Origin of the sequence: Paenibacillus haidiansis (assembly GCF_036553665.1) — a bacterium.
Lineage (GTDB): Bacteria > Bacillota > Bacilli > Paenibacillales > Paenibacillaceae > Fontibacillus > Fontibacillus haidiansis.
The window spans coordinates 1-23,966 of sequence record NZ_JAZHPZ010000027.1 but is presented as its reverse complement, the minus strand read 5'-3'; the positions used below and the strand labels follow the sequence as shown (position 1 = coordinate 23,966).

24 protein-coding genes are annotated in these 23,966 nt (G+C 55.2%); 3 read left to right on the top strand and 21 right to left on the bottom strand.

Translation table 11 applies throughout. The features are described 5' to 3' along the window. The first annotated feature begins 92 nt into the window (after positions 1–92). The gene (locus V3851_RS26310; RefSeq protein ID WP_331847368.1) at positions 93–1,421 is read left to right on the top strand and encodes an IS3 family transposase; all 1,329 of its coding nucleotides are present in this window, start codon (positions 93–95) and stop codon (positions 1,419–1,421) included. Between the two features lie 81 nt (positions 1,422–1,502). On the opposite strand, the gene V3851_RS26305 is transcribed toward V3851_RS26310, so the two are convergent. The 13 genes from V3851_RS26305 to uptA all read right to left on the bottom strand — a co-directional run bounded on the left by V3851_RS26305 (position 1,503) and on the right by uptA (position 12,931). Beyond that, on the bottom strand, positions 1,503–3,230 hold the full coding sequence (locus V3851_RS26305; protein ID WP_331849383.1) for a glycosyl hydrolase family 18 protein: 1,728 nt from the start codon (positions 3,228–3,230) through the stop codon (positions 1,503–1,505). Positions 3,231–3,318: 88 nt separating this feature from the next. Next, on the bottom strand, positions 3,319–3,744 hold the full coding sequence (locus V3851_RS26300; RefSeq protein ID WP_331849382.1) for a Fur family transcriptional regulator: 426 nt from the start codon (positions 3,742–3,744) through the stop codon (positions 3,319–3,321). 126 nt (positions 3,745–3,870) lie between these two features. Then, positions 3,871–5,706: a DUF4097 family beta strand repeat-containing protein gene (locus tag V3851_RS26295; protein WP_331849381.1), complete on the bottom strand. Its 1,836-nt coding sequence runs from the start codon at positions 5,704–5,706 to the stop codon at positions 3,871–3,873. A gap of 179 nt (positions 5,707–5,885) precedes the next feature. Further along, positions 5,886–6,350, bottom strand: coding sequence for a GNAT family N-acetyltransferase (locus V3851_RS26290; RefSeq protein WP_331849380.1), 465 nt, complete (start codon positions 6,348–6,350; stop codon positions 5,886–5,888). A gap of 44 nt (positions 6,351–6,394) precedes the next feature. Further along, the gene (gene gatB, locus V3851_RS26285; protein WP_331849379.1) at positions 6,395–7,834 is read right to left on the bottom strand and encodes an Asp-tRNA(Asn)/Glu-tRNA(Gln) amidotransferase subunit GatB; all 1,440 of its coding nucleotides are present in this window, start codon (positions 7,832–7,834) and stop codon (positions 6,395–6,397) included. A 23-nt stretch (positions 7,835–7,857) separates the two neighbouring features. Beyond that, positions 7,858–9,312, bottom strand: a complete 1,455-nt coding sequence (gatA, locus tag V3851_RS26280) for an Asp-tRNA(Asn)/Glu-tRNA(Gln) amidotransferase subunit GatA (RefSeq protein ID WP_331849378.1) — start codon at positions 9,310–9,312, stop codon at positions 7,858–7,860. Between the two features lie 52 nt (positions 9,313–9,364). Beyond that, positions 9,365–9,652 carry an Asp-tRNA(Asn)/Glu-tRNA(Gln) amidotransferase subunit GatC gene (gene gatC, locus V3851_RS26275; protein ID WP_331849377.1) on the bottom strand — a complete coding sequence of 96 codons (288 nt, stop codon included), beginning with the start codon at positions 9,650–9,652 and terminating at the stop codon, positions 9,365–9,367. Between the two features lie 211 nt (positions 9,653–9,863). Continuing rightward, a complete protein-coding gene (locus V3851_RS26270) occupies positions 9,864–9,995 on the bottom strand; it encodes a DUF6254 family protein (RefSeq protein WP_331849376.1) in 132 nt (43 codons plus the stop codon). Between the two features lie 159 nt (positions 9,996–10,154). Then, positions 10,155–10,538, bottom strand: a complete 384-nt coding sequence (locus tag V3851_RS26265) for an ATPase (RefSeq protein WP_331849375.1) — start codon at positions 10,536–10,538, stop codon at positions 10,155–10,157. Between the two features lie 77 nt (positions 10,539–10,615). Continuing rightward, the gene (locus V3851_RS26260) at positions 10,616–10,750 is read right to left on the bottom strand and encodes a hypothetical protein (protein WP_331849374.1); all 135 of its coding nucleotides are present in this window, start codon (positions 10,748–10,750) and stop codon (positions 10,616–10,618) included. A gap of 341 nt (positions 10,751–11,091) precedes the next feature. After that, positions 11,092–11,718 (bottom strand): MBL fold metallo-hydrolase, encoded by a 627-nt coding sequence (locus tag V3851_RS26255; RefSeq protein WP_331849373.1) that lies wholly within the window; start codon positions 11,716–11,718, stop codon positions 11,092–11,094. Positions 11,719–11,724: 6 nt separating this feature from the next. After that, positions 11,725–12,300 carry a thioredoxin family protein gene (locus V3851_RS26250; RefSeq protein WP_331849372.1) on the bottom strand — a complete coding sequence of 192 codons (576 nt, stop codon included), beginning with the start codon at positions 12,298–12,300 and terminating at the stop codon, positions 11,725–11,727. After that, positions 12,293–12,931 carry an undecaprenyl phosphate transporter UptA gene (uptA, locus tag V3851_RS26245; protein WP_331849371.1) on the bottom strand — a complete coding sequence of 213 codons (639 nt, stop codon included), beginning with the start codon at positions 12,929–12,931 and terminating at the stop codon, positions 12,293–12,295. The genes V3851_RS26250 and uptA overlap by 8 nt, the downstream gene beginning before the upstream one ends. Positions 12,932–13,083: 152 nt before the next feature. Here uptA and V3851_RS26240 point away from each other — a divergent pair, with 152 nt between their 5' ends. Then, positions 13,084–13,395, top strand: coding sequence for a dehydrogenase (locus V3851_RS26240; RefSeq protein WP_331849370.1), 312 nt, complete (start codon positions 13,084–13,086; stop codon positions 13,393–13,395). A gap of 90 nt (positions 13,396–13,485) precedes the next feature. Here V3851_RS26240 and V3851_RS26235 read toward each other — a convergent pair whose 3' ends face one another. From V3851_RS26235 to yyaC, 5 genes are all read right to left on the bottom strand, one after another. Further along, positions 13,486–15,666 carry a hypothetical protein gene (locus V3851_RS26235; protein WP_331849369.1) on the bottom strand — a complete coding sequence of 727 codons (2,181 nt, stop codon included), beginning with the start codon at positions 15,664–15,666 and terminating at the stop codon, positions 13,486–13,488. A gap of 430 nt (positions 15,667–16,096) precedes the next feature. Then, entirely contained in the window at positions 16,097–17,326 is a 1,230-nt protein-coding gene (locus V3851_RS26230; protein WP_331849368.1) for a class I SAM-dependent methyltransferase, read from the bottom strand. A 76-nt stretch (positions 17,327–17,402) separates the two neighbouring features. After that, on the bottom strand, positions 17,403–18,074 hold the full coding sequence (locus tag V3851_RS26225; RefSeq protein ID WP_331849367.1) for a DUF6483 family protein: 672 nt from the start codon (positions 18,072–18,074) through the stop codon (positions 17,403–17,405). A gap of 152 nt (positions 18,075–18,226) precedes the next feature. Next, complete coding sequence (locus V3851_RS26220) at positions 18,227–19,027, bottom strand: alpha/beta fold hydrolase (RefSeq protein ID WP_331849366.1); 801 nt, start codon at positions 19,025–19,027, stop codon at positions 18,227–18,229. 85 nt (positions 19,028–19,112) lie between these two features. Further along, positions 19,113–19,646 (bottom strand): spore protease YyaC, encoded by a 534-nt coding sequence (gene yyaC, locus V3851_RS26215; protein ID WP_331849365.1) that lies wholly within the window; start codon positions 19,644–19,646, stop codon positions 19,113–19,115. A 138-nt stretch (positions 19,647–19,784) separates the two neighbouring features. On the opposite strand from yyaC, the gene V3851_RS26210 reads away from it, so the two are divergent. Continuing rightward, positions 19,785–20,009, top strand: a complete 225-nt coding sequence (locus tag V3851_RS26210) for a DUF1128 domain-containing protein (RefSeq protein WP_331849364.1) — start codon at positions 19,785–19,787, stop codon at positions 20,007–20,009. A gap of 29 nt (positions 20,010–20,038) precedes the next feature. On the opposite strand, the gene V3851_RS26205 is transcribed toward V3851_RS26210, so the two are convergent. The 3 genes from V3851_RS26205 to V3851_RS26195 form a co-directional block, all read right to left on the bottom strand. Next, a complete protein-coding gene (locus V3851_RS26205; RefSeq protein WP_331849363.1) occupies positions 20,039–20,758 on the bottom strand; it encodes a pirin family protein in 720 nt (239 codons plus the stop codon). A gap of 93 nt (positions 20,759–20,851) precedes the next feature. Further along, positions 20,852–21,859 carry an asparaginase gene (locus V3851_RS26200; protein WP_331849362.1) on the bottom strand — a complete coding sequence of 336 codons (1,008 nt, stop codon included), beginning with the start codon at positions 21,857–21,859 and terminating at the stop codon, positions 20,852–20,854. Between the two features lie 466 nt (positions 21,860–22,325). Next, positions 22,326–23,564, bottom strand: coding sequence for an IS110 family RNA-guided transposase (locus V3851_RS26195; RefSeq protein ID WP_331845814.1), 1,239 nt, complete (start codon positions 23,562–23,564; stop codon positions 22,326–22,328). Positions 23,565–23,966: the final 402 nt, after the last annotated feature.

The window sequence follows — 23,966 nt, the reverse complement described above, 5'->3', positions numbered from 1 at the left end:
TAAACTGGTACCCATACACTGGACACTTAGAAAAAAGTGTTTAGCGTATGGGTACCTTTTTGTATACTGGAATCAATAGTGGGGGCGAGGGCATGAGTAAGAAACTCTTTAATAAAAATGAACGTACGCTTTTAGCGAATAATCCAAATGTTTTGCGGGTCAGTGAGAAATCAATCACGTATGCCGATGCGTTCAAACGCGTATTCATCGACCAGTATCTATTAGGAAGGACTCCTCGAGAGATTTTTGAAGCAAACGGCTTTGACGTGGAGATGCTCGGGATCAAGCGAGTCGAGCAGAGTGCGGATCGTTGGAAGAAAGCCTATGACAAAGACGGAATCATCGGACTGGCGGATTCACGCAAAGAGGCAGCTTTACGTCCGTTGAAACCAACGTTATCACCCGATGAGATTATTGCCCAACAAGAAGCAAAGATCAAGCTGCTGGAGGCACAACTGGAATACGTAAAAAAGTTAGACAGGAGCGAAAGGAGGCTGTTAGCAAACGGAGAAAACCTAGGTAAAAGTGAACGATTCGAACTTATCCAGGGCGCGATTGAACAAGGATACACACGCATGACGGGCTTCCTTTGTGAGCTGCTAGACGTATCACGCTCAGGCTATTACAACTACCTTTTATCTGCCGGTAAGCGTGAAGAACGTATGCGAAGGGATGAACAAGCCGGAGCCCTTGTTAAGAAAGCCTTTCATCGAAGAGGATTCAAGAAAGGTTCGCGCTCGATCAAAATGACACTGGAACATGAGTATGACACGGTGTACAACCTCAAGCGAATCAAACGACTCATGAATAAGTTTAATCTCATATGTCCCCATCGACGGGCCAATCCGTATCGGCGTATGGCGAAAGCAACACTCGAGCATCGCACCGTTCCTAATGAGCTGCAGAGGGATTTCAAGAAGGGGATTCCCGGACTTGCGCTGCTCACCGACATCACCTATCTCCCGTATGGCAAATCGCAGACGGCTTATTTGTCGACCGTGTTGGATGCCGCCACAGGCGAACTGCTTGCCCATAACTTCTCCACTACCCTCCATTTAAGTCTTGCGACAGACACCGTTAAATCATTAACGAGACAGCGTCGATTGAAGCTCCATAAGGACGCCTTCATCCATTCAGATCAAGGGAGCCACTACACAAGTCCCACCTACCAGCACTTATTGAAAATGAAAGGCCTTGGACAGTCCATGTCGCGACGCGGAAACTGCTGGGATAATGCCCCTCAGGAGTCCTTCTTTGGACATTTGAAAGATCATATAAAAAGCCGAAACTGTGCAACACTGGCTGAATTGGAACGAGAGATTCATCGCTACATTCGCTATTACAATTACCACAGATATCAATGGGGACGAAAAAAAATGACTCCTGTTCAATACAGGAATCATCTTTTAAGTGCGGCTTAACCCTTTTTTTAAAGTGTCCTTGACTAAGGGGCCAGTTTAAAGCGATGCTTCGTCCAACCTTTTTTATTTATAATCTGTAATTCATTCGGCAATCCCCTTTAAGGTTTCCCACGCTTCCGCGGAAGCAAAGCTCCGATTCCAGGAGGCGATTCCCGCGAGTCCCAAAGACTTCGCCAATTCTACCCGCCGGCCGAGCGATTCCGCATCCTCCAGCCAAATCCGGTTGAGTGCGCCGTCTTCCTCATACTCCACGTAATTTTGCCCGGTTTCTTCCGACAGCTTCGGACTCAGCTTCTTTTCTTTAATAATGCTTTGGGCTTTTTCCATACCGATCGCTTTCGACTTCACCTCGGTTTGGCCATCCTTTTCGGTTTCCGTCCAAACCCGGGTATACAGCGGGACAGCAAGAATCAATTGATCCGGGGACACTCCGTCCTCCTCCAAAATCCGCGTCGCCGAGGAACTCGTCCAAGGAAGCGACGCCACCGAGCCCGCTGTCGGGCTGGAAGCCCAATGCTCGTCATAAGCCATTAGAATCAAGTAGTCCACGGTATTGCTAAGCGCTCTGCGATCGAGGAAAGCCGACCACATCTCGCTGTTCGACTTGGGCGTCACATCGATGGATACCACCAGCCCGTACTCCAGGGCGAGCGGTCTCAGTTCCCTCATAAACTGAGTCAGATTGGGACCGTCCTCGGTATACACATTTTCATAATCGATATTAATGCCGTCCAGATCATATAATTTCGCGTAGTGCAGCATCTGCAAAATCGTCGTCATCCGGTTCTCGAAGGTCGACAGCGCCTCCGTGGTCAGATCAGGGTCGAAGCTGTTGCTGAACAAGCCCCATACCTGCATCCCTTGATCGTGCGCCCATTTCACATAGGCCTGATCCGCTTTGCTTCGGACATTCCCGCTGCCGTCGACCAGCGAAAACCATGTCGGACTCACCACGTTCACGCCCGGAAGCTTTCCGATGGACGCAGGCTTCGGGGCCACCTCATAGACCGCTTCCCAGGTCATATTGATCTTTTTGGATTGCCATTTTTCTTTCCCCGGCGAAAGCACCGGCGCTAGTTCGGGAACAACCCTGCTTCCCCCAGGCACCGTATCTTGTTTCTTCACAAACCCCGTATATCCGTTATAAAGCTGCACATAATACCATTCATCCAGGGTCTCTAAAATCCGCAGCTTCGTTCCCGGCTTCATATCCGTCAAAATCGGCGTATGAATGCTTTTGCCGACGCGAAGCGGAACGGTAAAATTCTTTTTGCGGGAAGAGTCCCTGACGGTGACATGCTCCAGGCTTTCTCCCGGCTCCATCAACAGCACGGCCCCCGAAGCAGAATCTTCATGAACTTCCATTCCGTAAAGGTCCTCAAGCAAGTCCGCAGGCAAATACAGAACGCCGTCCTGCTCCTCTGGAGCGAACCGCAGGTTCACCGGTTTATTGTTGATCTTCCCCGTTTTCTCGTCCGTCTTCAGCAGCACCAGCTTTTTGGGCGTGGTCAAAATCACCGATTTCGTATCTTGCTCATACCGGATATTCGGGTCGACGACCGATTGAATCACCGGCAGCGGCAGCTTAAGTCCGTCGCCTTCGCCGATCGCCGTTCCCTCCAAAATTTCTCCCTTTGCAAAAATAGGTTTATTATAAGTCCCCTTCCAGTCGGGATCGATGTGTTCGCGGTTCGGCAATACCTCTGAAGCAAACCAATAGGCTCCGGCGATGATAACGATCAGTGCCAGCAGCCACTTGCCGCGGCCTTTGCGCCTGGGTTTCCGGTGGGTTCTTTTTCTGCTATTCAATGATCATACCTCCGTATTCAAAAATAAAAACGTGAAGAATTCCATCCGGAATCCCGCACGTTTCCCTAAACCAGCAGGTCAAATGAATTTATAAGTTACGGCAAGTTTCACAAATCCCGTGCAATTCCATGCGGTGTCCGTGAACGACAAAACCGGTCATTTCTTCGGCTTTATGCTCTACCTCCGACAAGGAAGGGTAGGAGAAATCCTTGATCTTCCCGCATTTCTCGCAAATGATGTGATAATGATCGGACACATCGGCATCGAAGCGGCTGGAATTGTCGCCGTACGTGAGCTCGTGCACCATTCCCGCCTCTATCAGCATTTTGAGATTGTTATATACCGTGGCAACGCTCATATTCGGGAAACGAGGCTCGAGGGCCCGATAAATTTCATCCGCAGTCGGGTGAGACATCGACTCCAGCAGATAAGTAAGAATAGCATGACGCTGCGGCGTAATGCGTACACCGTTACTCTTCAATTGATCAAGCGCATGCTGTACGCGAGTAGCCATATAGTCCACCGCCTTAAAAAATACAAATTAGAATCTTTACAATTTTATTGTACGTTTATAATAATTCTTTTGTCAACGAAGTAACTCCCTGTAACAAGCCGGATTACTCCTATTCATAAAGGAATTTTAGCTTTTGGTCACAATTAGGTTGCTGTTGCCGTCGACCTTGATCCAATGCTCCCCATTGCCGCTAATGCCCTGAATCTCTTTGTTTTCAATAATAAAGGGCAGGTCCGTGGTAATATCCCCGTATCCGCTGGAGCCTTCAAGGGTATAGTCACCCGTTTCCGGAATCTCCAGCAGCATTTCGCCGACCGCGCTGTACACATTCCAATCCCCGCCGATTTGTTTCGCGGAAATTTGAATTTTCCCATTGAGCGATTCGGCTTGCAGCGCCGCGGGCGCCCCGTCAATTTTAATATTCCCGTTCTTTGTATTTGCCTGAATCTCGCCCTCGGCGCCCACCAGTGAGATGTCCCCGACCAGCGTCGACAGCGAAGCGTTTCCCGTAATTCCGTTCGCTTTCAGGTTTCCTCCCTGAGTATCGATCGCCGCGTCGCCGAAGATACGGTATAATTCGGCGTCGCCGTTCAACGTTTTGGCCGATACATTGCCGATCACGTCCCAAAGCCGCAAATTCCCGTTCCCAGTCTGAAGCTTGATCTCCTTCATCGCGTGCACACCCGTTAGCGTAATCGCTCCGTTGGAAATCGCGACATCTACATCCAGGAAGCGGTTTTCCGGCAAAAAGACCGTCATATTGACGCGCGGATGCCGTTTGCCGGCGTTTCCGTAGGGATGATCCTTGACGGTAATCGACAGCGCTTTGCCGACCGAAGTATCGATCGTCGTCCTTTCGGCCACCGCAGCGGCTTCCTCCGAAGGGAGCTGATCGACCCAAACGGTCGATCTGACCAGCACGCCCTCGATTTCCGCCCGTTTAATATCGACGCTCCCGTTAATTCCGCTAATCGTCACTTGTTCAGTATCCAAATCGATCGGAATACTCAACTCCGGCAGATCGGCTTGAAAACCTTCCTCCGTGCTGAAATCCGATCCGGCCGCGGCCAAATCGAGGCTGACGCGGTTCCATAGATGCAAATAATGATCCTGTTGGGTCACCGCGAAAACCGATACGCCGGCGCACACCGCCAAGACGAGGCCGCGGATATCCAACCGCAGCCGACGTGCCGGACGCGAGGCATGCCTGCGTTTCCGGATCAGAATAGCAATATGTTCGATCCCGACCAGGATGAGGATCAGCGGCCACCACTTAGGCAATTGCAGGATGAGATCCCGGTCCGTGATCCGGTCATAGAGTAGCAGTATGCCGACCGCGATGATCAAGGCGGATGCCGTGAACCGGCCGGTCCGGATATAATGGCGGCGGCATTCCCGCCAGATAAGGACCGCTCCGGTCACAATTAGCGCAGTGGACACGATATAGCCTGCTGACCACTGGATAAATCCTTCTAGCCAAGGCGGCTTTTGTCTCAGCAGAAAAAGAACCCCGCCTCCGCACATCAGCAAGACGCCGGCCAGTACGCCTTTTCGCACCCCGGAAACCGAGGATGTCCCTTCTCCGGCAGCGCCGGAGTCGTTGCCGGCTTCGGCCCCTGTCCTTTTCATACCGGCATTGACGGCATCGGTGGATTGCAATACATCATAAATACTGTAGAAATAAATGACAGGGATCATCAGCCCCAGCAAAATCAGGAACGGGACATTGATTCCGCTTCGCACCGAGGAGAAATAAATCAGGGCGGACATGTCAAGCAGCACGAAATAAATCAGCGCCGCACCCTTCAGGAACATTTTCAGGTAGAGATGGCCAAGGCCGGGTATAACCGCCGATAGCAGACAAGCGATGAATTTGCGCTTCCGCCGTCTCGGCCGATACCTTTTGGCCTTTGCTTCGGGATGCGTCGCCTGCCCGGTCTGAGTATCCACGGGTGTCTTCAAGTTCGCCATCTCCTTTCCGTCTACCTGCACAATTTTCCGGCAGAATAGATTCATAGTTTATATAATAATAACCCATTGCGCCACTCTCTGTAATGGAATGAACTGGTGGATACCCGCCCGTGATACAAAAAAAGCGCCCCATTCTCTACCCTAATCAGGTTAGAATAAGGCGCTTATTTTTAGCTGCGATGATAGCGGAACACCGTGAGGTTGGCTCCGGCGGCCGAGGTGACGCTCTCTCCCGGCACGAAACCGAACTTCCGGTAGAGGGATACCGCAGGAGTATTGCGGGTACCCGCGGTAACGATAAATGTGTTCGTATCGGGATGACTGTCGAGCACATATTTCAGCAAGGAGGCGCCTATGCCTTGGCGCAGGTGATCCGGATGGATCATCAGTCTGGCGATCTCCAGACAATCCGGGGATGCGGCGGGGGTGACGACAATGGCACCGAGCAATTCCCCGTCATCGGCAAGGATCCCGTAAAAATGATCGCCGCTGCTGCGGATGGAATCAAACGTTTCCGGCAGAGGCGGGTATTCTATAAGTCCGATCGCGGCGGCCTCCATACGGTAAGCCGCATGCTCCAAACTCCACAGCTGCTCCACCACCTCGGGGTCCTGCAGCGACAGTCGTACGATCATCCTCGTTCCCCCTTAAAGACAATAATCGCCTCTCCTTGTCTAAATCAGTCTTTCAGCACCTCGACCAGCAGTTTGTTGACCAGTCCGGGATTGGCTTTCCCCTTGCTTTGCTTCATGACCTGGCCGACCAGGAATCCGATCGCTTTGTCTTTGCCCGCTTTGTAATCCTGAACGGAGGCCGGATTGTTCGCCACGACTTCTTTTACGATCGCCAGAATGGCCCCTTCATCGCTGATTTGCACCAGGCCCTGCTCCTCGACGATCTGCTGCGGCAGCTTGCCGCTTTGCAGCATTTCCTTGAAGACCGTCTTGGCGATCTTCGAGCTGATCGTCCCTTTCTCGATCAGGTTGATCATCTCTCCGAGGCCCTGTCCGGTCAGCTTCACTTCGGACAATTCCAGACCGTTGCTGTTCAGATAGCCGAGCAAATCGCCCATAATCCAGTTGGATACCGCTTTGGCGTCCGACGTATGCTTCAGGGCGCTCTCAAACAAATCGGCAAGCGCCTTCGATGATGTAATCACGCCGGCATCGTAATCCGGAAGTCCGTATTCCGACGTATAACGTGCTTTGCGCGCATCCGGCAGCTCCGGAATCGAAGCTCTGATCCGGTCCTTCCAGTCCTGGTCGATATGGATTCTGACCAGGTCGGGATCCGGGAAGTAGCGGTAGTCATGCGCTTCTTCCTTGCCGCGCATGGAGAAGGTTTTGCCTTGGGCTTCATCCCAGCGGCGCGTTTCCTGCACGACTTCGCCGCCCTCGTCCAGGATTTCCGCCTGGCGGTATTGTTCGTACTCCAGACCGCGCTGCACGCCGCGGAAGGAGTTCATGTTTTTGAGTTCGGCCCGCGTGCCGAATTCCTTCTGCCCCACAGGGCGCAGGCTGATATTGGCGTCGCAGCGCATCGAGCCCTCTTCCATCTTAACGTCGGACACATCGCAGTACTGCATGATGGCCCGCAGCTTCTCCAAATAGGCCCGCGCCTCCTCCGGCGAGGAGATGTCCGGCTCGGACACGATTTCAACGAGCGGGGTGCCGACGCGGTTGAAATCGACAAGCGAGGCGTAGCCGCCGTCGACATGCGTCAGTTTGCCGGCGTCTTCTTCCAGATGCAGCCGGGTAATTCCGATTCGTTTCGTCACGCCGTCGACCTCGATGTCGATATAGCCGTGCTGTCCGATCGGCTGATCGAATTGCGAGATTTGATACGCTTTGGGTGAATCGGGATAAAAATAGTTTTTGCGGTCGAATTTGCTGACGTCGCCGATTTCGCAATTCAGCGCCATCGCCGCCTTCATGGCGTAATCCACGGCCTGGCGGTTCAGCACCGGCAGAACTCCGGGATGGCCGAGGCAGACCGGGCAAGTATGGCTGTTGGGCGGAGCGCCGAATTCCGTGGAGCAGCCGCAGAAGATTTTACTCTTCGTATGCAGCTCCACATGCACTTCCAACCCGATCACGGTTTCATATTTGGATGTTGACATGTTGACCCTCCTGTAATTGCCGATTACAACGCCGGGCGTTGCTTGTGATGTTCCGTATGAGTCTCGTACGCGTGGGCTACGCGCAGAATGCCGCTCTCGTCGAACGGCTTGCCGATGATTTGCAGCCCCACCGGCATTCCGTCCGCAAAGCCGCAAGGAACGCTGATCGCGGGAACGCCCGCCAGGCTCACCGGAATCGTCAGGATATCGTTCAGATACATCGTCAGCGGGTCGTCAACCTGCGATCCCAGCGGGAAGGCGGTCGTCGGAGCCGTCGGCCCGATGATCACATCATATTTTTCCAGCGTTTCGTCAAAATCGCGTTTGATCAAGGTGCGTACCTTTTGCGCTTTTAAATAGTACGCGTCATAATAGCCGGAGCTCAGTGCATACGTGCCCAGCATAATCCGGCGTTTAACTTCCGGACCGAAGCCCTGGCTGCGCGACTCCAGATACAGGTCGAGCAGGTTGCCGGCATGGTCGGCGCGGACGCCGTAGCGAACTCCGTCGAATCGCGACAGGTTCGAGGAAGCTTCCGAAGAAGCGAGCAAATAATAAGCCGCGACCGCGTATTCCGTATGCGGCAGCGATACTTCTTCCCATGTAGCGCCGAGGCCCTCCAGCACTTTCAGCGCGTCCAAAATCGCGGCCTTCACCTGCGGGTCCACCCCGTTCAGATACTCCTTAGGTACCGCGATTTTGAGGCCCTTGACGTCTCCCGTCAGAGCCGCCAAATAATCGGGCACATCGACATTCGCCGACGTCGAATCCTTCGCGTCGTGTCCGGCGATCGCCTGAAGCACGTAGGCGGAATCCTCGACATTTTTCGTGATCGGTCCGATTTGGTCCAGCGAGGAGGCGAACGCCACCAACCCGTAGCGGGATACTAGACCGTAAGTCGGCTTCAAGCCGACCACGCCGCAATACGACGCGGGCTGACGGATGGAGCCGCCCGTATCCGAGCCGAGAGCAAAGTACGCTTCCCCTGCGGCCACCGCGGCGGCGGAACCACCGCTGGAACCGCCCGGAACGCGGGACAAATCCCACGGATTGCGCACCGGGTGGAAGCTGGAATTCTCATTCGAGCCGCCCATGGCGAACTCGTCCATGTTCAGCTTGCCGATCGTGACGGCGTCCGCCTGCTTCAGCTTCGTTACCACGGTCGCGTCGTAAATCGGGTCGTAATTGCGCAAGAATTGGCTTGCACAAGTCGTCCGCAGACCCTCCGTGACCATATTGTCCTTGATACCCGCCGGCAAACCGAACAGCAGCCCGCGTTCCTCTCCGGCTGCGAGCTTATTGTCCAGCCGCGCCGCTTCCGCGCGGGCCCCTTCCTCATTGAGCGTCAAATAGGCGCCTACGCGCTCATCCCGCTCCGAAATTTTGGCGAACGCTTCGCCCACCAAATCGGTGACAGACAGCTCCTTCTTGTCCAGCCGATTATGTATTTCCTGCAAACGCAAATCAAACAGCGTCACTAGCGCGTCCTCCTTTTCTTATGCACATGTTGCTTCCGTTTCGATGCCGCTTTTATTCCAGTACGGCGGGAACCTTGAATTGTCCGTCCTCTTCTTCCGGCGCATTCCGGAACACTTTCTCCTGCGGCAGGCTCTCCCGCACTTCGTCCTCCCGCATCACATTGCTGAGATGCAGTACATGCGTTGTCGGCTCCACGCCGTCCGTGTCCAGCTCGTTCAACTTCTCGGCATATTGTAAAATAGCGTTGAGCTGCTCCGTGAACATCTCCCGCTCTTCATCGGTCAGGTTCAACCGGGCCAGCTTGGCTACATGCTCCACGTCTTTCACCTGGATGCTCATTTGCCTTTCCTCCTTCATTGGTGGCCCTTGCCGGGCCTTGACTTGTCCATTCTAACATGACGAATCGGTTGAATAAAATTATATTGTAGAATGGGATTCAGTTCAATCCATTAACGCGAAACACGAAGAAAGCTGGCGGATTATCGAGCCCGGGCCGGATAAAAAGCAATAGGCCGCCGAGTGAAATCGGCAGCCTATCTGTTAATACCGCTTACGCTTTACCATTTTCCGCATCATACTCACGGGATAGCTCTTTCAGCGATTTGATTTCGCCATGATGGGGCTGCTGATTCTGCTTGCGGGATTTCGCCGCAGCTTCCTTTCTGCGCTGTTGCTGGCTCATCTTTAGGTAGCCTCCTCTGAAACAGTCTGCATTACAAGCATTATTTTATTGAATACGGCGGTAAATCATACGCATCCCTTGCCATGCCACCAGAGACGCCCACACTCATGCAAACTCATCACTAAATCGATAGAAAAAAAGAGCCGGCATCGCCGACTCTTATATCCATGCTCGCAAATTCACCTGTTTGATGAATTCCGCCTGAGATATAACTTCCTTTGTTGGTTCCTTCTGTTCGTCCGCATCATTGTCTTCGCCATTCAAAATTTGCAGAAACAGCTTCTCATTATGCGTCGCCAACGCGTAATCGATCAATGCTTCCTGAATAGCCCGTTCCGCTTCGTATTCCAGGAGAAGCTCCTCGGATTCCACGTCGCTTGCAGGGACATAATAATTCCGTCCCGGCTTCGGCGCGCGGATTACGTAATCGAAAGCATTATCCGGATTGCGATCATAGGCAATAACGTAGCCATATTCCCCAACAGGAAGATTTTGCTCAAAGGCATCTCCGACGATTACAACTCTCTCTCCCAAACGCAGCATCGTCTACCTCCCTGATTATTCAATAAGTTATTTTACTATCCTACTAAAAAAATCAGAGATGGGCAACTGCCGGACCGCTATTCCACTTTCATCCGCTTAATATCTTCATCCAGGGACGACAATAACGTCTCCAGATTCGCGCCTGATTTCAATTTCACCGACAGTTCGAGGTAGATTTCATCTTCCCGGCGCTCCGCTTCAAATCCGAACACGGAAATATGTGTTCAAAGCCGATAAGGACGCCGCATGCTCCCGCAATCAGGACACGCAATAACAGTTCAACTTCCATCATAAAACCTCCGGTCGCCATGCCATTATCAATATCTTATCAAAACCGGAAAGGGATAGAAAACATGCATTCAAGCCGCCCCGAAAAAAGACAAAAAAAGAACGCAAACCGGGATAATTCCACAGCTTGCGTGCTTCGCAAAAGTTACAATTATTTAATGACTTGATTTTAGCAAAGCGAGAAGGACTTGTCCAGCTTTTTTGCACTTTTTGTGTAAAAATTTGTTGTAAAAACGCTCAAGCCGCTGAAAAACCTACTGAAAACTCAAGAAACGTAAGGATTGTTCGCCCGTTCATACCCGATGGTCGTTCTTGGGCCATGCCCCGGGTATACCTTCGTTTCGTCCGGAAAGCGGAACAGGGTACCCCGGATGGAATTGTACAGATCGGCTTCCCGGCCCCCCGGAAGATCGGTGCGCCCCACTCCCATTTTAAACAGGCAATCGCCGGAAAACAGGTCGTCCCCGCACAGGAAGCTCACGCTGCCGGGAGAATGCCCGGGTGTATGATACACGGTGAATTCATGGCCGATCATCGTAAATTTTTGCCCTTGTGCCAAGTCGAATTCGGCGGGATCTGTAACGATCGGGCCGGAAACCTCAGGCCACAGGAGCGAGCCGTTCAGCTTCGGCGTCGTCAGCCATTCGCTTTCCAAAGGGTGGACGTAAACGGGACATCCCTTCCGCTTCCGGATCTCGTCCACGCCTCCGATATGGTCGAAATGGGCGTGCGTCAGTAGAATCGCTTCGATCTCCATGCCCTCGATCCGCCGAAGCAGCGCCCCCGGATTCATCCCGGGATCGATAATGACCGCCTTGCTCTCATCTTCCCCCCGCAGCAGGTAAGCATTGGTCTGGAGCGGTCCCAGGGAGAAACTTTCTATTTTCAGCATTTCATTTCACATTCCCGAAATCAGCTCCCGCAGTTCGGCAACAACCGACGCGTTCACTCCGGCTCCTTCCTCATATTTTTCCGCCATCCTTTTGCGGACGACGGCGATCTTCTCTTCATAATCCGCGGCTTCCCGGACCGGGTTCTCGCGTTTGAAATCCACCATCAATTGCTGCACGTGCCGCGGCCGCGGCCCCCAATGCCCGAGTACATGACCTCCCGGATCCGCAAGGATAACGACCGGCACGGAGCGACCGCCCATCGTCAGAAAATGGTCCATCAAATCCTGATGCTCTTCCAGGATTAGCACTTCCGTCTTCAAGCCGGCCGCCTCCAAGGCCCGGAATACGACCGGTACGCTGCGCACGACGTCCCCGCACCATTCCGCCGCAAGAATCAACACGCGGAGATCGTCGCGGAATTGCAGGCTTTCGAAAAATTCGCGGTCTTCGTCGTTCACCCAGACGAAAGCCTCGTATCCGCGCGCAAACTCCTCTTTGTTTCGCTCCATACTCTCCATAAACTGCCGGGGAGAGATTCCCTTCCCGAATTTGTAGGCCACGTTGACGCTCAAGTTAAGCATCTCCTTTCTTTCTCGAAGCTCCGAACCATTTTACGAGCACGTAAACAATCAGCAAGGCGAGCGCGACAAGCAGGATCGGCATAACCAGCGGCCCCGCCTTTTCGTCGATATGCTGCCAATTTTCGCCCAGCAAGAGGCCCAGGTAAATGAACAGGACCGACCAGGGGATCACCGCCAGCGTCGTCAGCAGCAGAAATTTGCTTACGGGCATTTTGGCCATCCCCGCAGGGATGGAAATCGCATGTCTGGCGACCGGAATAAACCGGGCGGTGAAAATGACGCCGGGCCCGTATTTCAGAAACCAGGCCTCGGAAACGTCGATATGCTTCTTCTGGATCAAAATATATTTGCCGTACTTCTCCAGGATAGGCCGCCCGCCGTAACGGCCGATCCAGTAAATGAACAGCTGGGCGATCACGCCGCCGACCACGCCGAAAAATACCGCGCCGACAAAGCTCATCCATTTGCTGTCAAAAAAATTAATGTGCCCCGAATGTACGAGGTATCCCCCGTAGGCCAGCACAATCTCGCTCGGGATCACCTCGATCATCAGGCCGAGCATAATTCCGAAAAAACCTAATTGTTGAATCCATTCAAACAAAACCCCGACTAGATTAGAAATCCATTCCACGTTACTCTCTCCCCAGACATGATCGACACGAACCAAGCTCTATTTTCCAGTCTATTCTACCATAGCCGCGGACATGCATTCTACTTTGCGGCATGAGGCCGGTGTCCCCTTTACGGGAGACCGCATATGTTGAGAAAAAAGGAGGCGGTACGATGGGTAATACGCCGGGAAAGCATGCTTCGCCGCTCCCCACGCCGCGGAAAATCCGCCGGGGCTGCAGCAAGGAATTGTACCGGACGATCAAGCGTCTCGGTGTCTACATTCCCGAAGACCTGGTTAAACAAGGGGAGGCTCTGTATTACAAAAAAGTGATCGGAAACCTGTTGTGGATCGCGGAGCATATCAGCAACCGGAAGGTGCTGGCGGACTGGTGGGACGAGGCGGTCAGCGCCGAGCTGGCGGAGCTTTGGCAGGTCGACCGGGAGACGCTCTCACGGGCGTTCCGCGACGCATTCGGCGGATAATAAGCGATAGGTCGACGAACGGTTGCGAACAACGCCGGTCCGGGCTATTCCGGGCCTATGACGGAAAGCGAAGCGTGGAAGGAGGCCCGGTCAACTGCCGGAGCGAAAGACACCCGGCCTCCATGCCGCCAGCCGCTTGGCCAAGGCCGCGGCTTCCGCGGTCATCCGGAAGCCGCGATCATTGCGGCCCGAGGCGGCCTGCAGCGCAAGCCGGGCGTAGCGACGGTAGGCCGCCTGCCCCGCGGCAGCGGCACGGGCGGCCTGCTCCGGGCGGCCTGCAGCGGACAGCCTGTCCGTCAGCAGGCCGATTCCCCGCAGCGCGGCCGTTTGCGTGCCGCGGCTGTAGCGGTCCAGCTCCGCCGAGCGGCGCAGCGGCGCCAATGCGGCGGGGTCGCCCTGCCGCGCAAGAGCGGTCCCGAGCGCGAGCGCCAGCCCGGGATGGCTTGGCTCATAAGCCAGCCCGCGGGAAAGCGTCTCGGCCGCCGCAGCCGGGGCCGAGACATCCGCGAGGGCGAGGCGGGCTTCCGCCCGCGCGGGGGCTAGAGCGACGGCGCGCTCCAGCAGCCGGGCGGCGGCCGGATCCGCGGGGGCGAGCGCGGCGGCACGGTGCGAAAGCCGCAGGCTCCCGGCCTGGCACAGGCCGGCCACACCGCCCGCCAGCAGCAGCGCGGCGGCGGTTCCGGCCGTGATTCGGCGGGCCAAATGCGATGAGCGTCCCGCCGTGAACCGCCGGAACGGATCGCGCGCAAAGCTTGGAAGCCGGCCTGGCGGCGGGACAAGCCCCGGCATCTCTGCGGCGTATTCCCCGCGGCCTGTCCGGCCGCCCTGCCCTCCCCAGGCAGCCAGCCAAAGAAGCAACAGCCACAATAGCCCGTAGCTCATATCGAAATCAACCGCGCTATGCAGTACAAGTACGATGAAAGGCGGCAGCAAACGGCGCTCTGAACGGTAAATTCCGGCGGCCGCCAGGGCCAGCCAGCCCGCAAGCACCGTAAGTCCGGCTGCGCCCAAATCCAGGGCGATGTCGAGATAGCCGCTGTGCACTTCGCTGCCGACATAAGGGGCGCTCTGAACGCCGCGATAGAGCGTCCGCCAGGTGTCGCCTCCCTGGCCGAGCCAGGGCGCTTCGCCAAGCAGCCGCAGGGCGTCGGCGTACAGCTCGCCACGCGCGAGCAGCGTGGCGGGGTTGGCCAGCCGGCCGGACAGTCCGGCAACCGCGGCTACGCCGAGGCAGGCCGCGAGCGCGGCCAGGCCGGCGCAAAGCGGCACCGCCCGGCGACGCGACGCGCCCGGGCCGGCCCAATCGGCGGCGCGGGCGGCAAGCGCGGACAGCGCCAGGGCGGCCGCCAGCCCGGCGACCAGCGCCAGCAGCCCGGGCAGCGCGGGCGGGGCCAACTGCGCGGCGGCAAGCTGCCGGGCGAGCAGCGCGCCCGCGGCGACGGCCACGCCGCTATGCAGCGCGTAGCGCAGCCGCTGGCGGCCGCGCAGCAGCAGCCAGCCCGCCGCCCAGCCGGCGGCCGCGGCGGCGAGCGCGCCGCGCGACTCCGACAGCAGCAGGCAGAGGGCGAAGACCGGCGCCAGGGCGCCGGTCCGGTAGCCGCGCAGGCCTGCCGCCCGCGAGAAGGCGGCCCGGGGTAAGCGGGCCAGGGCGGTCAGCCGCTCCAGCAGCGCGGCCGCCATCACGGCCCCGAACAGGTTCGGGTACTGGAGCAGACCGCCCAGCCTAGCCCCCGCCGCCGCAATGTCGCGATCCTCCGTGCGCAGGATCGCGCCCGGCACCGGCAGCCAGCCGTACACGGCTGCCAGCGCCGTCGCGGCCAGCGTGCCTGTGACAAGCAGCCAGCCCCGCTCCATAAAACCGGAACAGTCTCGTATTCCTGCCCCACTCGTTTTCCGTAAGGCCGCTCCGAAACAGCCATAAAACAACCAGCAAAGCGCCGCAAGCAAGGTCGCTTGGTAGGAAGCGGGTCGGCCCGCCAGATGGAAGGCATACATCGCGGCGATCGCAAACGGCCCGGCGGCAAGCGCCGCGTCCATGACTCGGGAGAAGCCCTGCAGCTTCTGCGTCTGCGAATTGCCGCTCTGACTCAAACGCCCCACAGCTCCTGCCGCATAGGCGCCGGACGCCAACAGCCAAACGGCTGCGGTCAACAACACCGGGAGCGAGTCGACAAAAAACATGCCGCCCGTGAGACACAACAGCAAGGCGGTCGCCAAAACGGCAGTCGGTATGAACTTTTTTTGCAACCGAAGCCCTGTTTGTTCCTTCACGGTCAGCCCTCCCTCTTTTACATACATTCGTATATTCGCGAAACCTATTCGCCATAAAATAGCTGCCTTTTGGGACCTTATTTAGCGCGTTTTAAGCCTATGGCTTCAAATAGGGGTCAAAAAGGACTCTATATGCCGCCAATCCCGTCATTTTTCCGCTTTTCTTCCACTTTTTCCTCGAATAAGGGCCTTTTGGGACGTTATTTCTCCGTTTTGTTCGCGGAAAGCCGGAATAACGCCCTGGAAGGCCCTTATTTGGCGGGGCCAGCAGGATCGCCACACTTGCCGGACCGCCGGACTTAAAAAACCGCACCGAACATGTTTGCTTTTTCTCCATACATGTCAAAAAGACATGCCAAAAAGGCCAACACTTCAAGTGTTGACCCCATCGCACCGCTTCAAACGGTTATTTATTTTTAATAGGGGCTCGTCAGCCCTTGGAGGCTTCCGCTCCCGACTCCGAGTCCGGGGCTGCGGGAGCTCCCGGCAGCAAATCCCGGCAGGCTTGTTCCAAATAAGGTGCCGCACTCAGGAAGTCGCGGAATTCCGTATATTCCCGCCATAGGCGGTTTCTTTCGGAGGCGGAACCCGCTCCGGAGCCGCTTCCTTTGACCGCGCGGATTAAAATGTTCTTCGGCGTATGCTCCATGTCGATGAATTCGAGTAGCTGCGTTTTATAGCCCATGATGTCCAGCAGCTTCGCCCGGATCGCGTCGGTAGCCAGCGCGGAGAAGCGTTCCTTGAGGATGCCGTGGGACAACAAAGGCCCAAGCACCGGGCTGTCGATCTGCCCGAACAGCTCGTGTTGGCAGCACGGAACCGACAAAATGACGGAGGCGTTCCAACGGACGGCCTTCTCCAATGCCGCGTCGGTCGCGGTGTCGCAGGCATGCAGAGTAACAACCATATCGACCTCGCTCAATTCGTCATAGTCCGCGATGTCCCCGACAAGAAAGCGCAGGTTTTGATATTCCAGCTTCTTCGCCAGCGTTCCGCAATGTTCGATGACATCCGCCTTCAGATCAAGGCCGACAACCTTCAGCTTTCTTCGCATTTCGATCGACAAATAGTGATATAGCGCAAAGGTTAGATACGATTTGCCGCAGCCGAAATCCACGATCGTAAGCTCGCGGCCTTCCGGCAAAAAGGGCAGCACATCCTGGACCATTTCGAGAAACCGGTTGATCTGCCGGAATTTATCGTATTTTTTGGCCAGCACTTTGCCTTCCGGGTTCATGATACCGAGTTCGACCAAAAACGGAATGGGGCGGCCCTCTTCAAGGATGTATTGCTTCGACCGGTTATGCGTCAGAGCGCCCGGTTTCTTGGTGGGCGATTTCGTCAAAATCGACACCTTGTATTTCTTGCTGATCAGCACCTGATAATCGGCTTCCGCCGTGCAAAGCAGCCCCTGCCGGAACGTTTCTTCAAACAGCTTCATTATGCCGTCCTCCAGGGAGGAGGCGGGTATATTCTCATGGGTGACTTTGTTGCTGTAGTGATAGGCGAACTGGTAATGCAGCTCCCCTTTTAACAGCATCGGTTTAATCACCGTCTTCGTATAGGCGTTCTCGCCCGCCTTGCGTCGCTGGCTTAACGTGGCGGAGATGAGTCCGCCCTTTTCGGCGATTTGACGGATAAGACTTCGTAATTCTTGCATAATCGTGACAGCTCGCTTTCATTGTACAAATATATTAAAGGCGGCCGGTCTTCTCCCGGGCACCCCGCATCATTTATCACTCATTATCTTCCGCAGGCGCCCAGCCGCGTTCCAGCCAGGAGTCCATCCCTTCCCTGACTTCCTCTTCGGGAAGGCCGCCCCGCTCCAGCCGTTCCTGGGTCAACGTAAGCAGGCGCCGGTAAAAATTAACGCCCTCCTCTTTGTCGGCAGCCCCGAGTCGCAGCAAGCGGTAGAGCGCATCTTCCGCGCGATCGTACCTGCCTTCGCTTTCTTCATAAGCCAGCAGCAGCCGTTCGGTGTCGGCCGGAAGCCGATAACCCTTAAGCCGGGTCAACAATTGCCCTATCTCTTCGTCCAGCTTCCATACGTTTCTGTCCGCGCCGTATTGGGCGGCGGCCAGAAATAAATGCAAGGCTTTCATCTGCCTGAGAATTCCCTCATCCCGTTCTCCCGACTCCGTGAACAATTCCCCTTCTTCCCGGAGCAGGCGGGCCAGGCTCTGCAGTTTATCGGCCTCCACTTGGCCGCCGGTCCGGAATAGCTCGACGGTATCCTTGGCGGAAAGGGAGCCGAGAAGCGCGGAGTTGAGCCGGAATTGCCGCTTGTACAGCTCGTCCAGCTCCCATAAGGCTTCCGTCCATTTCCGCCGCTGTTTCAAGTCGAACACTTTGCCGAGGATCTCGGTCATCTCTTCAATCATCCGGACCAAATAATCCTTTCGCAGCATGCTCCCCACCCTTTCTTTCACGGTGATCATTAGAAACAAATTGTAAGCTATTTTATCGCCGATTTCCAGCGGAGGGACGGCGAAGGCGGCATGGACGGCAAAAGACCGGAGTCCCCAAAGGACTCCGGTCTGTCAGAACCGGGATTGCTCCGTTATTTTTCCGATCCGGCAATACTGCCCATAAAATCGCCGATGACGGCCGCCAACCGCTCCGGAGCCTCATACATGCTCATATGCCCCGCTCCTTTGATGACCGCCTTGGTCACGGCCGGCCCTTCCGTCGTGAAGGTGCGCTCGGCCGGGACAACCTGATCGTTCTCGCCCGCGACGAGCAGCGTCGGCAGCACCGTGGCCGACAAGACAACCCGGCGGTCAATCCGTTCCCGCATCGCCATCGCCGCCCCGGAGGCTCCTTGCGGCGGCGTCTTGTAGCCGATCTCTTTCGCGCGGTTCAGTTCGTCCGCCAACGTCTCCCGCAGCTCCGGCGCAAACAGGCCCGGAACCAGCCCGTCGACAAAGGCGGTGATGCCTTCGCTGTTGATGGTCGCTACGGCCTTAAGGCGTTTTTCCTTCGCTTCTTCGCTGTCGGGATATGCCGTGGAGTGAATCAGGCCGATGCCGTTCAATCGTTCGGCATAGCGCTGCAATACGGATAATGCTACGTAACCGCCCATCGAATGGCCGAGCAAGGTATATTTGCCGACGCCCAATTGTTCCAGCAGTCCGGCGACATCGTCCGCCATCTGCTCGATGGTATATGCACCGAGCGGGGCGTCGGTATTGCCGTGTCCGCGAAGATCGGGGGCGATTACTCGGTAGGATTCCGCCAGCAGCGGAGCGACCCGCTCCCAGTATGCGGAGCTTCCGCAGAATCCGTGCAGAAGAACAAGCGCTTCCCCTTTACCCTGCTCTTCGTAAGCTATCGTGATTCCGCCAACCGATACTTTTTCCATCAAGGTTCCCTCATTCCGTATTAAGATATTGAAGCAGTTTTATATGTAATTGCCAAATTGCCTTGATTCCTATAATTAAGCCAATTCATATGGTTCTGAAACCGGATACGATAGAATCTGCTAAAACGTCCGCCATCCGCATAACCTGATAAAGCGAAGTCATTTGCAAGGTCCAATACGGCTTCGGTCCGTTCACGTTCACGACGGCGGCTACGCTGTAATGGCCGACGGCCGGCAGCGTAACGCCAACGGATTGGGCCGGAACGAGCGGCTGGCCGGACACCAAGTAACTGCCCACGGAAGCGGATGCGCCAAGGCAGGCGTCGATCGCGACGATGACATGTTCCCGGGGAATCGCCGCCATCCGCAATTCCAGATTATCGGCGTCGCACGGGAATTGCAGCGTTCCGACCACATGCGGGAATCCGTGTTCCGCAAGACGGGTGCCGACGAGCGGGCCGAGCGCATCCCCGGTGGAGCGGTCCGTGCCGATGCACAGAAAAGTGATCTCCCGGTCAGGATACCTTTGCCTGATCCCGCGAAAAAAACCGGGGAGCTCGCTTGCGGTCAATTTTTTTCGTTCAAAGCCGTCAACCGGCAATACGGTTCTCTCTTCCACCTCAGGCTAGGCCCCCTTTTAACATCCAAGGTAACCTGATTGTACCAGAGCCTCCGGCCAACCGCAAAACACGGTGTGGGCTTGCGGCCCCGAACATGGTACAATGACCGGGAAACGAAACGAGAAAGGATGAGTCCATTGGATTTAACCCAAAAAACCCAGGAAAATGTGGAATATATGATTGAGGGCATCAAGACGAAGCTGAAAATGGCGACCGGAGCCGCCATGAACGCCTCCGCTTTTCACGTGGACCGTTATGAGGATATCCAGGATATTTACGACCTGGTCATGAGCAAGGAAAGGCTCAGCATCTCCGAAGTGGAAGCACTGGCCCAGGAGCTCGGCAGATTGCGCGGCAAATAACCCGCGCGTCGGCCGCGCGGGCGAATAAATCAAGGCATGTCGATAATCATCAGCTCGGCCGGTTCTTCTCCGGTTTTACGAATGACGAGATCATGGCCGCTTTGGATTCTGGCCGCGTCTCCCGGCCCCAGCGGAAAATGCTGGTCCCCGGAGCGGAATTCCGTATGCCCCGAAATCTGGAACAAATGCTGTCTGCGCTTCTCGGAGGGGACAACGATCTCTTTGTCGTCCGCCAAGACGGGTACGAACAGCTTCACTTCCTGATGGATCTGTAAGCCGTCCCCTTCTCCTGCGGCCGCACTTGTCACGACCGGATGCAACGCTCCGGTCCGCTCCCGGCGGGAATGATTCCGGGAATGGCAGGAAGGGGGCAGGTTTTTGCGGTCCGGCAGGAACCACAACTGAAGATATCGTACCGGTTCGTCCGGTGACGGGTTAAATTCCCCGTGCTCGATTCCGCTTCCGGCGCTCAGCGTCTGAAACGCCCCTTCCTTCAGAATTTCCGTCCGGCCCGCTTCGCCGGAATAACCCATTGTACCGGAAATAACATAGGTTACAATTTCAAGATCGCGATGATGATGCGGCGTAAGCTTTCTGCCCGGAGCAAGCATATGATCGTTCAAGGCCAGCAGGCAGCCGAAATGGGCGTTCCCGGGATCAACATATTCGGCAAAGGAAAAGCTGAATTCGGAACGGAGCGGACCGCTTCGGGCCGTATGGCGCTCCTCCGAGGTTACAACCTTAATCATCCTAATCCTCCTCGCTCTCTGTAACACCTCCATAGGTTTGCTATTTTCTTACCCTCAACCAAATCGCGCTAATCAACGCCTTATTGCAGCACATTATTCCGCGCTTTCCAGTTTAAACGCCGGTTTGGAAAATCCGACTTCCCATCCTTCATCATTTCGGATCGCCGGGTCGAATGCGCTGCGCAGTCTATTTAAAGTGTCTTCATTGTCATATCCCAGCTGCGTCAATATTTCCAGGGTAATCATTCCCCATTCCTCTTCCGAGCCGTCCAGCACTTTAAACGCAATTCCAAGCCGTTCCTTCCGCATGCCAAAGGCATACACGCCTTTAAATCCGCCCTTGGCGACCAGATTGCCGTCCTCAAGCAGAAGGGTGTCCAGCCGTCCGCTGCCGCTGACCAGCTGCGGGTACCGGTTCATGGCCCCTGTTATAGCGGTTGCCGCCTTGGCCGTGGCCGGGTCGTCGATCCGGTCCGGACATGCCAGCTTCATATAAGCTGTCGCAAGCGCCGAGAGCGGGAGATTGAATACGGGAAAACCGCATCCGTCAATCGCCCGTTCGATATCTTCCACCGGGTAATCCGCCAAATAGCCAAGGGTATCCAAAATTTCCCGCTGAACCGGATGCGAGGGATCGCTGTAACTGTCGAGAGGGTAGCCGCTCATTTTGCTGTAAGCCAGCACGCCCAAATGTTTGCCCGAACAATTATGATACAGGCGCCGCCGTTCTCCCCCTTGGCTCAGCAGGTGCTCCATGGCATCCTCGTCCAGTGGCAAGCTCGGCGCGCAGACCAAATCATCCTCCGCAAGTCCGGTCTTGCCGATCATGTTCTCCAGCGTTCCGACATGCACATCCTCGGCCCGGTGGGAAGCGGCCATGATGGCTATCTCCGCATCGCTGAAGCCGTACTTCTCGGCCATGCCTGCGCGGATGCCGGGAATGGCCTGAATCGGCTTGGCCGCCGAGCGCGTAAATACTCTATAATCCGGTTGTCCCGCGAATTTGACGACCCGGCCCTTTTCATCAACAACGCATATATGACCGCGATGTACGCATTCCAGCATTCCACCGCGGTATTCTTCAACCAGTAAGCTATCCATGTCCATCTTGTCTCCTCTTCGCATCGGACTGTTGCATCCGTCTTTCCATCATTACAGTATAGTACAGCGGTCCGCCAATGGCTATAGAGGGAAGGTGGAAAACTCACCATTCCTCACCGGCAAGCCAGTTGTTTCAGCCTCTAGCTTAACGTTTATATACGAAGTAAGAAAAGCGTCTTTCCATGTAGAGTTCAGAGGGAGACGAACCGCGGGACAGCGGTGGTTTTCTTGCGATTATGGAACTTTCCGGCATCCCGCCGGAATCGGTTCTGCAATCTCTAGAATTTCGTATAAAGTCCAGCGGTATGATGTCAAGTCCCTGATTCGTGTAAATTGGAAAAAGTTTTGAGGGTAACCTCCTACGAGTCAGGAAAAAAGGCATCACGAAACTAACCCAGTTGAAAATGGCGAGTATTTACCAAAAAATAACTGGGAATTACCGTAGGGATTCAGCTAAAGGAGGCGGTCAATCCTTAGCCGCATTCACCTTCCTTCGAGGCGTGTAAATTTGGTCGTTGCGTAGCAGCACATCGACCAGCCGCACAAGTTTTCTTGCCGTTAAGACGAGGGCGCGTTTGTGTTGGTGCTTAGGTACTTCCTTGTATTTCTTCCGGTAGTAATCGCCGAATTCCGGATCGCGGTTCTTCACCGAGTTGGCAGCTTCAACAAGGTAATAGCGAAGGAATCGGTTGCCGGATTTAATGCGTTTCGTATCCTCTGCGTCGAACGCACCGGATTGATGCTTACGCCAGACGAGACCGGCGTATTTGGCAAGAGCGGCCTGGTCGTCAAATCGTGTAATGTCGCCGATCTCCGAGAGAATGCCGGCGGCGTACACGGGACCGATGCCCGGGATCGTCTGCAATGTATTTGGGATTCCGCTCAGGATGCGCTCAATGGCCTGATCGAGTTCCTTGATCTGCGCCTGGATGCTGCGGATCGACTGGATCGATGTACCGAGAATGAGATCGATAGAATCCTCAACCACCTTAGAGAGGCGGTAAGACGCTCTGGCAGCCTTCTGGATGCATTTGGCGACTCGCTCTGGATCAGGGAAGCGATTCTTCCCGTGGTCCTTGAGGTAATCTGCAAGATCCGCCACGTCCATAGCGACGATCTCGTCAAGGCTATACTTTTCGAGCAGGAGTTCCGTTATTGCATGACCGAAGACAGAGCTGTCGACTTCGGAGGTAAAGGCGCTGCACTTGTAAAACAGGTTCGTCAAGAAGTACTGCTTCTCTCGCGTCAGATTATGAACGAGGTGGAACCTCATTCGGGTTAGACGCTGGAGAGCGATGTACTGCTCCTGCATCACCATGGTCATCGGCAGACGGCCGAAACGAAGACGATCTGCAATGAGCCAAGCGTCAATGTGATCGTTCTTATCGAGGTCGACATACGCTTCTTTAAACTTCGTGATGAGCTTTGGGTTGATCGTAAACACTTTGGCTTTCCGCTTCTGAAGCGCTTCATCTTCGTGAAGAAACATGGCAAGATGCCAACTGTACACGGAAGTCGCTTCAAGGCCGATATGAATCTCTTTGGAGGGCAGCTTGTCCGCAACAGCGACGATTTGATCGCGTAGGTGCGAAGCGCCTTCCAGGTTATTGTCCACGGTGAACGACTGAAGCGTGTCGCCTTCGCCGTTCATCATGCAGACCTTTAAATCTTTGGAGCTCACGTCAATACCGACAAATAGCTTCAATGGAATTCCTCCTTTCGTGTGGGATTCAGGGACTGGACTTTTCGGCATGCCCCTAGCGCGCTCGCAGCTCAATCACCCTCGCATATGAGAACATCCTTCGATCCACGAGCTGCCTCGAAGCTGCTATCTTCGAGCGTGGGTTGCCGAAGGGAACAGCCAGCGGGTAAGAAGTTCAAACGAGACGCCAGGGAAACAGACTTTTTATGTAGACGGTGCTACAGGAGTGAAAAGAGTTTCCCCGAATGATCCCTAAGGAATATTTTCTAGGGGCATCCCGAAAAGTCCAGTCCCAATATTCATTTTTCAAAGAACAACAAGCTGGAAATTTTAAAGGCTCGCTCCAGTCCCCTAAGGGACTGGAAATCCTTTAGAAGTTGGCTACAAAACATATGATACGAGGAG

Excerpts from the sequence above, each read along its gene's own strand:
- gatC (WP_331849377.1), bottom strand. The coding sequence starts at position 9,652 with ATGAGCATCCAGGTGAAAGACGTGGAGCATGTAGCCAAGCTGGCCCGG.
- V3851_RS26250 (WP_331849372.1), bottom strand. The coding sequence starts at position 12,300 with ATGCTTAACTTGAGCGTCAACGTGGCCTACAAATTCGGGAAGGGAATC.
- V3851_RS26265 (WP_331849375.1), bottom strand. The coding sequence starts at position 10,538 with ATGCTGCGTTTGGGAGAGAGAGTTGTAATCGTCGGAGATGCCTTTGAG.
- V3851_RS26220 (WP_331849366.1), bottom strand. The coding sequence starts at position 19,027 with ATGGAAAAAGTATCGGTTGGCGGAATCACGATAGCTTACGAAGAGCAG.
- V3851_RS26300 (WP_331849382.1), bottom strand. The coding sequence starts at position 3,744 with ATGGCTACTCGCGTACAGCATGCGCTTGATCAATTGAAGAGTAACGGT.
- V3851_RS26205 (WP_331849363.1), bottom strand. The coding sequence starts at position 20,758 with ATGATTAAGGTTGTAACCTCGGAGGAGCGCCATACGGCCCGAAGCGGT.
- gatB (WP_331849379.1), bottom strand. The coding sequence starts at position 7,834 with ATGTCAACATCCAAATATGAAACCGTGATCGGGTTGGAAGTGCATGTG.
- V3851_RS26200 (WP_331849362.1), bottom strand. The coding sequence starts at position 21,859 with ATGGATAGCTTACTGGTTGAAGAATACCGCGGTGGAATGCTGGAATGC.
- V3851_RS26290 (WP_331849380.1), bottom strand. The coding sequence starts at position 6,350 with ATGATCGTACGACTGTCGCTGCAGGACCCCGAGGTGGTGGAGCAGCTG.
- V3851_RS26270 (WP_331849376.1), bottom strand. The coding sequence starts at position 9,995 with ATGAGCCAGCAACAGCGCAGAAAGGAAGCTGCGGCGAAATCCCGCAAG.
- V3851_RS26240 (WP_331849370.1), top strand. The coding sequence starts at position 13,084 with ATGGGTAATACGCCGGGAAAGCATGCTTCGCCGCTCCCCACGCCGCGG.
- V3851_RS26225 (WP_331849367.1), bottom strand. The coding sequence starts at position 18,074 with ATGCTGCGAAAGGATTATTTGGTCCGGATGATTGAAGAGATGACCGAG.
- V3851_RS26310 (WP_331847368.1), top strand. The coding sequence starts at position 93 with ATGAGTAAGAAACTCTTTAATAAAAATGAACGTACGCTTTTAGCGAAT.
- V3851_RS26230 (WP_331849368.1), bottom strand. The coding sequence starts at position 17,326 with ATGCAAGAATTACGAAGTCTTATCCGTCAAATCGCCGAAAAGGGCGGA.
- V3851_RS26255 (WP_331849373.1), bottom strand. The coding sequence starts at position 11,718 with ATGCTGAAAATAGAAAGTTTCTCCCTGGGACCGCTCCAGACCAATGCT.